Here is a 12,748-nt window from a genome sequence, read left to right as displayed (position 1 = left end):
GCCGACCTCAGGCGCCGGGGATGTTCGCCGGCGGGTCCTCGCCCACCAGGTCGGCCGCCGGCGGGTCCGCCGACACCGGCAGCCCGAAATCCGAGTACGTCAGGTCGAGCTGGGCGGTCTGCGACTGCTCGCTGGCCAACTCGATGCGGTAGCGGACCAGCCGACCCTGCTCGTCCACTGCCGCGGTGAACGGCACCGCCGCGGCTCGGTCGCCGAGCACGCTGCCGATGCCGCTGCCCAGCACCGCGCCGCTCTGGCGCAGGTCCAGAGTGCCCGCATACTCCCGCTCGGCGGTCAGCCGGACCCCCGTCGGCGCGCCCAACGTGCTGGCCAGGCGGGTGTTGTCCAGGCCCTGCTTGGCCGCCGGGGCACCCGGGGCGCCGACGTGCCACCAGGTCTTACCGTCCCAGACCGGGACGCGGCGGTCCGGGGCGGTGACCCGCACGTACACGTCCGGGCCGGTGGTCAACCGCTCGATCTTCACCACACCGGAGGGCACCTTCAGCGAGGTGGTCTCCAGACCACGCTTCGCCTTCGGGTCCCAGAGCAGCACCGTGGCGTCGCCGTCCGCGCCGCCGGTGCCAACTGTCAGCTTGTACGGCTGCTCGTCGGCCTTCGCGGCGGCGGCCTTCAGCACACCGACCGGGTCGGCACTCGCCGACGCCGCCGGACGACCCGCGTCCGGTTCGTCGTCGCCGGCGGCGACCAGCGCCCACGCCCCGCCACCGACCGCCACCACGAGCACGGCGACAGCGGCGATCAGCTTCGGTTTCTGCACTGTCATCTCCCCCGGGCGGTGCGGTCCGGCCAGACTAGCCGGACCGCACCGTGTCACGCCCGGCTGATCGCGTTGGCGTGGATCGCCTCGTGCAGGTAGGCGGCCAGCCCCGGCGCGATGTTCTCGTAGTACGCGGTGAACCGCTCGTCGGCCAGGTACATGTCGGCCAGACCGGTCTGCATCTCGTACGAGCACTCGTAGAACCAGCGGCTGATGAGCTGCCGGTGCTCCTCGGCCAGCTCCATCACCTCCGGGCTGTCCGCCGGCGCGCCCGAGGCCATCAGCGCGACGATCCGCCGCCCCCAGTCCTCGTTCTCCGCCTTGATCCGCAGCCAGTCGTCCTTGCCGTAGCGGGAGGCCCGCCGGTTCGACTCCCGGTACGCGTCGGTGTCACCCCACCGCTGCTCCGCCTCGGCCTCATGCTCTTCCGGACTGAAGTCGCCGAAGACCTCGAACCGCTCCTCCGGCGTGAGTTGGATGTTCATCTTGCTCGCCTCCATCGCGAACTCGATCGCCGTGACCATCTCCTGCAACCGCTTGAGCCGTACCGTCAGCAGTTCGTGCTGCCGGCGCAGGTGCGCGGCCGGATCGGCCGCCGGGTCGTCGATGATCGCGGTGATCTCCTCAAGCGGGAAACCAAGCTCCCGGTAGTACAGGACGAGCTGCAACCGTTGCAGGTCCGCGTCGTCGTAGCGGCGGTAACCGGCCGAGGTGCGCCCGCTGGGCGAGAGCAACCCGATCTCGTCGTAGTGGTGCAGCGTCCGCACCGTCACGCCGGCCACCTTCGCGACCTGACCCACCGTGTACGCCATGGTCCCCCTCCCTTCCGGGAACCAGGCTCCTGCCTGCCGTTACGTGAGAGTCAACTCCGATTCTGGCCCACCATGGCGGGGGCGTCCGGCCGCCCGTACAGATAGCCCTGGCCTCGTGGGCAGCCGATCGCGGTGACCGCCTCGTGCTGACGCTCGGTCTCCACCCCCTCGGCGACGACCGCCAGGTCGAACGCGCCGGCCAGGCGGGTGACCATCTCCACCGTGGCGTACGCCCGCTCGTCGGTGCCCAGTCGGGCCACGAACGACCTGTCGATCTTCAGCTCGGTGGCCGGGATGCGGTGCAGGTAGCTCAGCGACGAGTAGCCGGTGCCGAAATCGTCGATGGCGATCCGGATGCCCAGCTCCCGGAGTTGGTGCAGCCGCTCCAGCACCGCCTCGGTGCCCTCGATCAGCGCCGACTCGGTCAACTCCAGTGTCAACGCCCGTGGTGCCAACCCGGCGGCGCTGGTCGCCGCGGTGACAGTGGCGATCAGGTCCGGCCGACGCAGGTGCGCGGCGGCGATGTTCACCGCGACGGTCGCCTCCGGCGCACGCTCCCGCCAGGTCGCGGCGGCCCGGCACGCCTCGTGGATAACCCAGCGGTCGATCGGCAGGATCAGCCCGGTCTCCTCGGCCAGCGGCAGGAACTTCGCCGGTGGCAACATCCCCAGCCGGGGGTGCCGCCAGCGCACCAACGCCTCGGCGCTGCGTACCGCGCCGGTGGTCAGGTCGACGATGGGTTGGAACTCCAGGTGCAGCTGGTCCTCGTCGACCGCGCGGCGCAGGTCGGCGATCAACTCGGCGCGGGAGACGGCCGACTCGCGCAACGCCGCCGTGCACGTGCGGTACGCGGACTTCCCGGCCGCCTTCGCCGCGTACATGGCGATGTCGGCGTCACGCAGCAGGTCGCTGTGGGAGGCGTGCTGCGGGCCGTACTCGGCGATACCGATGCTCGCCGACGGGTGCACCCCGACGTCCTCCTCATCGTCGGAGGGCCGCAACGCGTCCAGCAGCCGCTCGGCGAGCCGTTCGGGTGACACCGGCCGGCCGCCGTCGACCAGCACGGCGAACTCGTCACCGCCGAGCCGGGCGATGGTGCCGTCGCCGTTCACGGCGGTGTGCATCCGGGCCGCGAGCCCGGTCAGCAAGGTGTCACCGGTGGCGTGCCCGAACCGGTCGTTGACCTGCTTGAACCCGTCCAGGTCGAGCAGCAGCACGGCCACCGGCCGTCCGTCGCGCAGGGCCAGGCGCAGCCGCCGGTTGAACAACAGGCGGTTGGGCAGCCCGGTGAGCTGGTCGCCGTACGCGAGCAGGCGCAGCCGGGCCACCAGCCGAAGGTTCTCGTTGGCCGCCAGCCCCTGCCGGACGGCGAGGGCGGCCAGCAACACCATCATGGTCACGAACACCAGCTGCGGGGTCTGCCCGGTGGGCCGACGGGCCAGCACCACCGCGATGATCGCCCCACCCACCGGCAGGTACGGCAGCGCCACCCGCCACCAGGGCGGCAGCGGCGACTCGGCGGTGTCGTCGGTGCCGTCGCAGTCCGGTGGCGGCGGGTTCCGGGTGGCCAGGCCGATCAGCAGGTAGCTCAACGGCCAGCACAGGTCGATCGGGTGACCGGCGGTGTAGTCGGCGCGGGCGACCAGCGACACGTAGACGACGTCGGCGACGACCCGCAGGGTGAGGCTCGCCGCCAGGACGGTCATCGGCCGCCACATCGGCCGGGCCGGCCCGGAGACCGCGACCAGGATGGTGAGCTGCATCAGGTCGAACATCGGGAAGAGCAGCCCCAGCGTGCGCGCCGGGTCGGCCAGCTCGGCGGCGGCGACCCCACGGAAGACCAGCACCCAACCGATCGGCACCAGGGCCAGGGCGACGATCACCCCGTCCAGCAACGTACGGGCCCGCCCGACAGCGGTCCTCGGTGCGGACGGCGAGCTGAGCAGCGCGGCAGTGCCGGTGAGGATGCCGGCGGTGAAGACCACCCCGACCACCGGCGTGTGCGGCAGGTCATCGCCGACGAGCCGCTGCACCGTCCAGATCGCCCGGCCGATCGCGGCGAGCCCCATGGTGAGGGCGAGCAGCGTCCAGAACCGGCGCAGCGGCGCCGGATGTCGACGGGCCACCCCGACGCACGCGAGCGTCGCCCAACCGGCGACCAGCATCGCGCCGATGTCGCTGACCAGCGCGGCACCGGGCAACGCTGCGACCAGCCAACCCGCCTCCAGCAGGATGACCGCAGCCGCGACGAACGCGCCGGCGGGGTTGAGCGTCCCCGCAGCCTGCTTTCCGTCCTGTCGGGACACGGTCGCTCCGGCTCTTTCGTCGTGCGTGCACCCTCGGCGGCGCCGGTCCACGGCAAACCCCGAAAGCCTAACCAGCGCTCAGAAACGCCGCCAGAGCCGAACGTGCACCCGCGCTGCGGCTTGCGCCTCTGGTCAGCGGCCCGCGGATCGGTTCCAGGGTGAACGGGGCAGTGCGGTGCCGGCCAACGGACGACGTGCGCGGCGGCGTCTGCGCCGGCCAGGGGTGCAGGGCGGGCGGGCAACGGTGTGCACGGCCACGTCGGCCGAGGGCGTCGGTCGGCCGATCAGCCAGCAGAGGAAGCGTTCCATCGTCGGATCAGCCGACCGGGAGGCGCTCGGCGTCGGACTTGGAGATCTCGTACTCCGCCCCGCAGAACGTGCACTGCTGCGCGTACCGGGTGCGGATCGGTATGAGCGGAATGAAGAAGAGTGTGAATTTCGTCGAGCGGCGGGTGATCACCTGCGCGGCTTGGTTGCCGCAGTGGCGGCAGACCTGCTGCACGACACCGGACCGGTCGACCTTGGTACGCAGACCAAAGATGAAGAACATCGCCCGGCAGTACCCACTCAACCGCGAAAAGTCACCAGATCCCGCCATCGGATCCCCCGGACGCCGCCCCGCACACAAGATCGTGCTCGATCCAGGATGTAGTGGCCTCCTGGGTGAACGAGGCCACTAGATCCCTGATCGAGCACGATCAAGGCGAGATGATCAGTTTCAGCTGGCCGGCGCGGGCTCCAGGCCGGGGATCTCCTCGGAGATCCAGATCGGCTGCCAGTTCGGCACCTCGTGGAAGCGACGCAGCTCGGACAGCCCGGCAACCGACCCGCTCCAGGCCCCGTACGGGGGGTTGGCCTCGTCGAAGCCGCTCTGTACGAAGGTCAGCGTGGTCCGGCCACCGGATTCGGCCAGCTCCCAGCTCGTCACGCCGGTCGGACCCCAGTCGACCGACATCCGGCGGCCGGGCTCCAGGTCGACGACCTTGGCCGCGTAACCGGTCTCGAAGCCGCCCATGGCGTATCGACCGCCGACCCAGGGCTCGATGCCGATCGGGTAGCCGAACCAGGCGCTGGCCTGCTCGGAGTCGGTCAGCGACTCCCACACCTTGTCGGCGGGGGCGGCGATGACCAGCTCACCGCGCATGTCGGCGGAGGTGAAGTCGGTGCGCGGCAGCAGTGGCTTGCCCTCCAGGTGGGCGGCCAGGTTGGCGATGGACAGCGCCCAGAACGTCTGGAGCACGCCCCGGATGGTGGAGCCGCTCATCGCCTCGGCGAAGTCGAAGTGGCTCTGGATCAGCGTCAGCACGGTGCTGTCGGTGCCCTCGGCGGTCAACTGGAACTCGGTGGTGGTCTCCACGCCGTCGAGCAGCCAGCCGAAGCGCAGCGTGTCGTCGTCGGCGTGCAGCAGCCGCTGGTGCGGGGCGTCGCCCTCGGGCGTGTAGCGACCCCAGAACTCGTACCGCTGGGGCAGCTCGACCTCGGCGTGCTCGGCCAGCCAGAGACGCAGCTCGGCCGGGTCGGTCAGGGCCTGGCGGACGCGCCCGACGGGCGCGGCGAGACGGACCTGGACCTTCATCGGCTCACTCATTGTCGTTCCCTTTCGGATAGCAGGCGACGGCCAGCTTGAAGGCATCTCCTTCGCTGCCGCCGTAGCGGGTGAACAGGTCCTGAAGTGCGGTTTGCAGGTCGTGCAGGAACTGCTGGCGCTGTTCGGCCGGCACCCGGATCTCGCCGGAGACCCCGATCGAGGGCAGCTCGGGTGCCGCCCGGTCCAGGCCGGCGATGTCGGCCTGGACCTCCTCCATCAGGTCGAGCAGGTAGCCCAGGCTGAGCTCGTCGCGGGCCCGGCGCAGGCCGATCCGGCCGACGAGCCGCGGGGAGAGCCAGTAGGAGCGGGCGGCGGCCTGGTAGATGCCTTCGGTGATGCCGCGGACCTTGCGTTCGTTGACCAGCTCGACGAGGCCAGCCGCGACGAGCTGCTTGACGTGGTAGTAGACGCGCTGCGGCGTCTGGTCGAGTCGGGCCGCGACCTCGGTGCAGGTGCGCGGCTCGGCCAGTTGCCGCAGCACCTCGACGCGCTGCGGCTTGAGCAGGACTTCGGCCTGCTCGATCTGCTCCAGGTACAGGACATCTCTCATGGCAAAATCAGTTTGTACGTACAAAACTTCTTTGTCAATCGCTTCGCGAGAAGCCGCGCCGACTTTTTTCGACGCGGCTTCAGGCGGCGGTCAGCAGGTGATCAGGGCAACCAGTCCGGTCGCAGCGGATAGCCGCTCACGCCGTTCGGACCGTTGTGGGTGGCCAACACCTGGTGCAACTGGATGCCGTTGCGTTCGAACGCCATCCGCGACCCGGCCATGTAGAGCCCCCACACCCGGGCGGTGCCCGCGCCCACCTCCGAGACGCAGAAGTCCCAGTGCTCGACAAGGTTGCGACACCAGGCGGCCAGCGTCAGCGCGTAGTGCTGGCGCAGGTTCTCCTCGTGGTGCACCTCGAACCCGGCATCGTGCACCTCACTGATCAACCGGCCCGGACCGGCCAGCTCACCGTCCGGGAAGACATACCGGTCGATGAACGCGCCCGAGCGGTGCGGCGCCCGGTTGTCCGCGCGGGTGATGCAGTGGTTGAGCAGTCGCCCGCCCTGCCGCAGCCGGCTGCGCAGCGACCCGAAGTAGGCCGGGTAGTTGCGCACCCCGATGTGCTCGGTCAACCCGATCGAGGAGATGGCGTCGAACTGCTCGGCCGGCGCATCCCGGTAGTCGAGGTATCGCACCTCCGCCAGCTCGGTCAACCCCTCCCGCTCGATCGCGGCCTGCGCCCACTGCGCCTGCGCCTTCGACAGGGTCACCCCGAGCGCCTTGACGCCGTACTCGCGGGCGGCGTGGCGCACCATGCCACCCCAGCCGCACCCGACATCGAGCAGCCGCATCCCCTTCTTCAGCGCCAGCTTGCCGGCGACCAGGTCGTACTTCGCCGCCTGGGCCTGCTCCAGCGTGTCGTCGGGAGACCGGAAAACCGCGCAGGTGTACGTCATCGACGGGCCGAGCACCTTCTCGTAGAAGGCGTTCGAGACGTCGTAGTGGTGCGAGATGGCCGTGCTGTCACGCACCCGCGAGTGCCGCAGTCCGTTCATCACCCGCTTCCAGCGGGGATGCGCCTCCTGCGGCGGTGCCGGTGGCGGCATCAGCCGCTCCCAGCCCAGCCCACGGACCAGCGCCAGCCCCTCGGCCAGCGACGGTGGGCGTAACCGCAGCTCGTCCTTGAGCACCCGCAACGCCTCGTACGGGTCACCCGGGTGCACGCCCTGCAACGCCAGGTCACCACTGACGTACGCCCGGGCCATGCCCAGGTCACCGGGTGCGGTGAGCAGGTACGACAGCCCACGCTCGGAATGGATCGCCAGGGTGATGCCGGCGTCGGACGGGCCGACGGCGCTGCCGTCGTACCCGGTGATCCGCACCGGCAACGGTCCAGTGGTGACCGCGCGGATGACATCCGCGACGGTCGGACCCGTGTGCCGGCCCCCCGCCGGCGGGGTGGCGGGGACGCTCGCCGCCCCCTGATCTCTGTCGGTCAGGCTCATGCTCGTGCTACCGCCTTTTCGTACAGTCCCGTCAGCCGGTGGTCCGGGTCGTAGCGGTCTTTCACCGCGCGCCACGTGTCGCCGCCGTAGAGGCGATCGAAGGCGTCCCGGTCGTAGTACGCGTCGGAGTAGAGCGACTTGTGCCCGCCCGACTCCGACACCCTGCGTTCGATCGTGCGGTTGACGTCGCCGTCGGCGGCGCCCGGCGCGATCGGCACGCTCCCCCAGAACCCGATGTTGACGTAGTCCTGCCCCGGGCGCAGCGGATACAGCGGCCAGGACCGCGCCGAACCGGGCCCCGCCGGCTCACGCAGTCGCAACGGACACAGCCACACCGGGTTCATTCCCACCGCGCCAGCGAACCAGCGCAGGAAGTCGGCCGTACGGTCCAGCGGGATCTCCACGTCCTGCACGACCCGCTCCCGGGCCGGTTGCCCGCGCAGCCGGTCGATCCGGGACGCCACCTGGTGGCGGTGCTCCAGCCGGACCAGTCGATGGTAGAAGTCGCTGCGCCGGTAACGCGCCGGCCAGAGCCTGCGCACGACCGGGTGCTGCGCGCCGAACGCCGACGAGCACCAGAACCAGTCGGTGTCCCAGCGCCACAGATAGTCGTACGCGGTGAGCACGTCGCGGGTGCGCTGGCGCAGCGACCGGTAGTAGATCGCCTGACCGGTGTAGTCGCTGGGCGGGCCGGCCGCGTCGGTGAACGTGGCGAAGACCAGGTACGCCTCGCCGGGGCTGAACATCACCCCGTCCATCGCGTCCACCGGCTCGCCGGCCCAGGACCGGGTGGCGGTCACCTCCGCGATCGCGTCGGTCAGCGCCTCCAGTTGGGTGAACCGGACGTTGCGCAACGACACGTACCGGCCGACCGGTTGCAGCTCGATGCGCAGCCGGGTGGCGTACCCGAGGCTGCCCAGCGAGTTGGGGAACGCGGTGAACAGGTCGGCGTGCTCGCCGTCGGGTCGGGCGGTGATGATCTCGCCGGAGCCGGTGAGCACGTCCAACTCCTGGACGGACTCGTGCGGCAGACCGTTGCGGAACGAGGTCGACTCGATCCCGAGGCCGGTAACCGCGCCGCCCAGCGTGATGGTGCGCAACTGCGGCACCACAAGCGGCATCAGGCCGTGCGGCAGCGTCGCGTCGACCAGGTTCTCGTAGGTGCACATGCCCTGCACGTCGGCGGTACGGCCGGCCGGGTCGACCGACAGCACACCGTTCAGGCCACTCACGTCGAGCCCCGGAGTCCGGGGAGCGGACCGGGGACGGAACAGGTTGGAGGTTCGTTTGGCCAGCCGGACAGGCTCGCCCGTGGGCACCGCGGCGTACGACCGCCGCAGCGTGTCCACCGCTTGATCATGGTCAATCGGTTGATCCACACGCTCAGCGCGCATGTGATCACCTTACGCTCGCCGTTTGAAAACCGTGGGATGTCGGCCGTGGCAGTTTCCCGTCCGGTGGCAGGCCCGACGGCTACCGTGGCGGGCATGCCATCGCCAGCGATCACCGCCCTGGACGCCGCCCAACTGCCGTATCGGCTGGTCAGCCACGGTGCGGTCGGCAGTCTCGCGGAGGCCGCCGCGGTCCGCGGTGTGGCCGTTCCCGACGTGGTCAAGACGATCGTGGTTCGCCGTGGTGAAGACGATCACCTGTTCGTGCTCACCCCCGGCGACCGGGTCATCTCCTGGCCCAAGCTGCGCGCCCTGCTCGGGGTGCACCGGCTCTCCATGCCGGACGCGGCGGGCGCCCTGGCCGCCACCGGTTACGAACGCGGAACCATCACCCCGTTCGGCGCGAGCACGGCCTGGCCGGTGGTCGCCGACGAGCGACTGCGCGGCCGGGAGATCACCCTGGGCGCCGGCGAGCGCGGTCTCGCCATCGCGATCGACGCCGACGCCGCGATCGCCGCTCTCGGCGCCACAGTGGCCGACGTCACCGACCCGCAGCCCACCCGCTGAGCCTCGCCGACCCCCGCACCGCCGGGCTGGCTCCGGCGCGACGTCGTGGGTGAGGATGGCGCGTATGTCAGCGCCCGAGGAACGTCCCGACCCCGCCGGCACCGTCTACGGCGGTCACCGGGCACCGCGCTCCGGCCCGCTGGCTGATCCGTTGCTGCGGGTCGCGGTGGCGGTCGGGGCCGTCGGCGTACTCCTGGGGGTCGTCTTCGCCACCGGGCTGCTCGACGGTGACGACGAGCCGTCGGTGCCGGCGTCGGTCGGTACGCCGTCCAGCGCGGCGCAGCCCAGCGAACCGGCCGGCGAGCCGAGCCCTACCGCACCGGCCGAGCCGTCACCTACCCCGTCGGCGAGCACTCCGGCCGCCCCGCCCACCGGGCCCCGGGTGCTGCGCGCCGCCTCGGGCCTCTGCCTGGGGCTCGACGGTGACGGTAAGGAGGCGGAGGCCGAGTTGGCCGTGTGCACCGGCGCCCCGGAGCAGCAGTGGGTGGTCAGCCCGGCCGGCACGGGCGTGCTGACGTTGACCAACGCCGCGTACGGGCAGTGCCTCGACGTCGAGGGTGGCAGTCGGGACGACGGCGCGCGGTTGCTCCAGTTCCCCTGCCACGGTGGGGCCAACCAGCAGTGGCGGTTCGGCGGGACCGGCACCAGCGCGGTGCTGCTCATCGCCGCGCACAGCAACAAGTGCGCCCAGGCAGACGACGACGCCGTCGAGGCCGGCGATGACATCCGGCAGCGATCCTGCGACGGCCGGCCGGCCCAGCAGTGGACAGTGAGCTGACCGGCCGACGCGTCGCTGTTCAGCCGCGGAAGCTCCACGCCCTGGGCGCGGTCGCGGCGACCAGCACGGCCTCCGGCACGCCTCGGCCCGGTCGGCGGCGCAGCAGCAACGACAGTCCGGCCGCGCCGATCGACAGCGCGCCCGCCACGTACCAGGCCATCGCGTAGTCGCCCAGTCGGTCCCGGACCAGCCCCGCGCCGGTTGCGGCGACCGCCGCGCCGAGCTGGTGCGCGGCGAACACCCAGCCGAACACCACAGCTCCGGCGCCACCGAAGTACTCCCGGCACAGAGCCACCGTCGGCGGCACTGTGGCCACCCAGTCCAGGCCGTAGAAGACGATGAACACCAGCATGCTCGGCTCGGCGGTGCCGGAGAAGAGGCTCGGCAGCACCAGCAGGGACAACCCGCGCAGCGCGTAGTACATGCCGAGCAGCAACCGGCTGTCCACCCGGTCGGTGAGCCAGCCGGAGGCGATCGTGCCGACGATGTCGAAGAGCCCCACCAGGGCGAGCAACCCGGCCGCTGTGGTCTGGGCCATGCCGTGGTCGTGCGCGGCCGGCACAAAGTGCGTACCGACCAGGCCGTTGGTGGTCGCCCCGCAGATCGCGAAACCTCCGGCCAGCAGCCAGAACGGTCGGGTCCGGGCCGCGGTGGCCAGCGCGCCGAGCGCCCGGGTCGCTGCGCCGCCGGTCGCCGGCGGCGCCGCGACGACCTCGGTCGCCCCGTAGGCGGGCAGGCCGAGATCCGCCGGGTGCTCGCGTAGCAGCCACACCACCAGGGGTACGACGGCCAGCGCCGCCACGGCCACCACGAGTGCGGCGCTACGCCAGCCATGGTCGCGTACCAGGATGGCGACCAGTGGCAGGAACACCAGTTGCCCGGCCGCCCCGCCGGCGGTCAGCACTCCGGTTACCAGGCCCCGTCGGTGGACGAACCAACGGCCGGTGACGGTGGCCACGAACGCCAGCGCCATCGAGCCGGTACCCAGCCCCACCAGCACACCCCAGCAGAGCAGGAGCTGCCAGCTGGCGGTCATGAAGACCGTCAACCCGCTGCCTGCGGCGACCAGCAGCAACGCCACCGAGACCACCCGGCGGATGCCGAACCGGTCCATCAGGGCGGCCGCGAACGGCGCGGTGAGCCCGTAGAGCAGCAGGTTGACCGAGACGGCCGCGGAGATCGTGGCCAGCGGCCAGTCGAACTCCTCGTGCAGCGGGTGCAGCAGCACCGACGGGGTGGCGCGGAAGCCGGCCGCGCCGACCAGCGCCACGAAGGCGACGGCGGCGACCAGCCAGGCGGGATGCAGACGGCGGTTCTTGGTCACGGGACCAGTCTGAGCCGGGCCACACACCTCGACGAGTGGCCGGAAAGCCATCATGCGCAATAATCGGGCCATGAGCACTGGCCCGCACCGGATCGCCGTACTCGCCCTGCACCAGGTGGTCGGCCTGGACCTCGGCACCCCGTCCCAGGTCTTCAGCACGGCCCGGGCCGCCGACGGGACACCCTTCTACGACGTCCGGGTGTGCACCCCGGGCGGGCGGCCGGTGCGCAGCACCGCCGGCTTTCAGGTGGTGCCCGACCACGGTCTGGAGCTGCTCGACACAGCGGAAACCGTGATCGTCCCGGGCATCCACGACGGCACCGCGTTGACAGCGGGCACCGTCGAGCCGGAGGTGACCGAGGCGCTGCGCGCGGCGTACGAGCGGGGCGCACGGATCATGTCCATCTGCACCGGAGCGTTCGTGCTCGCCGCCGCCGGGCTCCTCGACGGACGGCGGGCGACCACCCACTGGGCGTACGCCGAGCGGTTCCGCCGCCTGCACGACCGGGTGGACCTCGATCCGGGTGTGCTCTTCATCGCCGACGACCGGGTGCTCACCTCGGCCGGAGTCGCCGCCGGCATCGACCTCTGCCTGCACGTCATCCGCCTCGACCATGGCAGCGAGGTGGCCAACCGGGCGGCCCGCCGCTGCGTGATGCCACCGTGGCGCGACGGCGGTCAGGCGCAGTACATCGAGCAGCCGGTGCCGAAGGCGACCGACACCAGCACGGCGGGAGCCCGGGAGTGGGCGCGGCAGCGGCTGCACGAACCGATCGCGCTGCGCGACCTGGCCGAGCAGGCGCGGATGAGCGTGCGTACCTTCACCCGACGCTTCCGGTCAGAGACCGGCCTGAGCCCGGCCCAGTGGCTGCTGCAACAGCGCACCGACCACGCGAGACTGCTGCTGGAGACGACCGACCTCACCGTCGACCAGATCGCCCACCGCTGTGGTTTCGGCACCACCGCCGCCCTGCGCCAGCAACTCCACCAACGCATCGGCGTGGCCCCGTCCACCTACCGCCGCACCTTCCACCCCCGCCCCGAGCTGGTCGAAAGCTGATCCGCCATCCGCCACCCGCCACCCGCCGCTCGCAGGGCCAGCCACTCGCAGGGCCAGCCGTCCAGGCCGGGCATTCGATGCTGCCGGCTCCCTCCCGCCTCCCACACCGGCAAGGCACTGGCACGTGACCCGATGGTCCTGCCGGAGGC

General features: G+C 71.4%; 12 protein-coding genes. 3 read left to right on the top strand and 9 right to left on the bottom strand.

All coding sequences use genetic code 11. From position 1 onward, the window contains the following. Window positions 1–7 precede the first annotated feature (7 nt). The 8 genes from MED15_RS16070 to MED15_RS16035 form a co-directional block, all read right to left on the bottom strand. Window positions 8–778, bottom strand: coding sequence for a hypothetical protein (locus tag MED15_RS16070; protein WP_112582334.1), 771 nt, complete (start codon window positions 776–778; stop codon window positions 8–10). A 53-nt stretch (window positions 779–831) separates the two neighbouring features. Next, on the bottom strand, window positions 832–1,590 hold the full coding sequence (locus tag MED15_RS16065) for a MerR family transcriptional regulator (protein ID WP_112601847.1): 759 nt from the start codon (window positions 1,588–1,590) through the stop codon (window positions 832–834). Window positions 1,591–1,640: 50 nt separating this feature from the next. Continuing rightward, window positions 1,641–3,896 (bottom strand): putative bifunctional diguanylate cyclase/phosphodiesterase, encoded by a 2,256-nt coding sequence (locus MED15_RS16060; protein ID WP_181518479.1) that lies wholly within the window; start codon window positions 3,894–3,896, stop codon window positions 1,641–1,643. 316 nt (window positions 3,897–4,212) lie between these two features. Next, the gene (locus MED15_RS16055; RefSeq protein WP_112582338.1) at window positions 4,213–4,446 is read right to left on the bottom strand and encodes a zinc-ribbon domain-containing protein; all 234 of its coding nucleotides are present in this window, start codon (window positions 4,444–4,446) and stop codon (window positions 4,213–4,215) included. Window positions 4,447–4,614: 168 nt separating this feature from the next. After that, window positions 4,615–5,484, bottom strand: a complete 870-nt coding sequence (locus MED15_RS16050) for an SRPBCC family protein (RefSeq protein ID WP_112698690.1) — start codon at window positions 5,482–5,484, stop codon at window positions 4,615–4,617. After that, a complete protein-coding gene (locus tag MED15_RS16045) occupies window positions 5,477–6,034 on the bottom strand; it encodes a winged helix-turn-helix domain-containing protein (RefSeq protein WP_030490876.1) in 558 nt (185 codons plus the stop codon). The genes MED15_RS16050 and MED15_RS16045 overlap by 8 nt, the downstream gene beginning before the upstream one ends. A 101-nt stretch (window positions 6,035–6,135) precedes the next feature. After that, the gene (locus MED15_RS16040) at window positions 6,136–7,479 is read right to left on the bottom strand and encodes a class I SAM-dependent methyltransferase (protein WP_112736035.1); all 1,344 of its coding nucleotides are present in this window, start codon (window positions 7,477–7,479) and stop codon (window positions 6,136–6,138) included. Further along, entirely contained in the window at window positions 7,476–8,873 is a 1,398-nt protein-coding gene (locus MED15_RS16035; RefSeq protein WP_112582346.1) for an FAD-binding oxidoreductase, read from the bottom strand. The genes MED15_RS16040 and MED15_RS16035 overlap by 4 nt, the downstream gene beginning before the upstream one ends. Before the next feature lie 93 nt (window positions 8,874–8,966). On the opposite strand from MED15_RS16035, the gene MED15_RS16030 reads away from it, so the two are divergent. Together MED15_RS16030 and MED15_RS16025 are read left to right on the top strand one after the other, a co-directional pair. Continuing rightward, the gene (locus MED15_RS16030) at window positions 8,967–9,437 is read left to right on the top strand and encodes an aminoacyl-tRNA deacylase (RefSeq protein WP_181518480.1); all 471 of its coding nucleotides are present in this window, start codon (window positions 8,967–8,969) and stop codon (window positions 9,435–9,437) included. A gap of 64 nt (window positions 9,438–9,501) precedes the next feature. Then, entirely contained in the window at window positions 9,502–10,215 is a 714-nt protein-coding gene (locus MED15_RS16025; protein ID WP_112725670.1) for an RICIN domain-containing protein, read from the top strand. Between the two features lie 19 nt (window positions 10,216–10,234). Here MED15_RS16025 and MED15_RS16020 read toward each other — a convergent pair whose 3' ends face one another. Then, window positions 10,235–11,590 (bottom strand): MFS transporter, encoded by a 1,356-nt coding sequence (locus tag MED15_RS16020; protein ID WP_373861180.1) that lies wholly within the window; start codon window positions 11,588–11,590, stop codon window positions 10,235–10,237. A gap of 19 nt (window positions 11,591–11,609) precedes the next feature. Here MED15_RS16020 and MED15_RS16015 point away from each other — a divergent pair, with 19 nt between their 5' ends. Continuing rightward, entirely contained in the window at window positions 11,610–12,599 is a 990-nt protein-coding gene (locus MED15_RS16015) for a GlxA family transcriptional regulator (RefSeq protein ID WP_373861181.1), read from the top strand. The last annotated feature ends 149 nt before the right edge of the window (window positions 12,600–12,748 follow it).

It is taken from the genome of Micromonospora noduli (assembly GCF_003264475.1).
Classification (GTDB): Bacteria; Actinomycetota; Actinomycetes; order Mycobacteriales; family Micromonosporaceae; genus Micromonospora; species Micromonospora noduli.
This window is presented reverse-complemented; position numbering and strand designations above follow the sequence as displayed.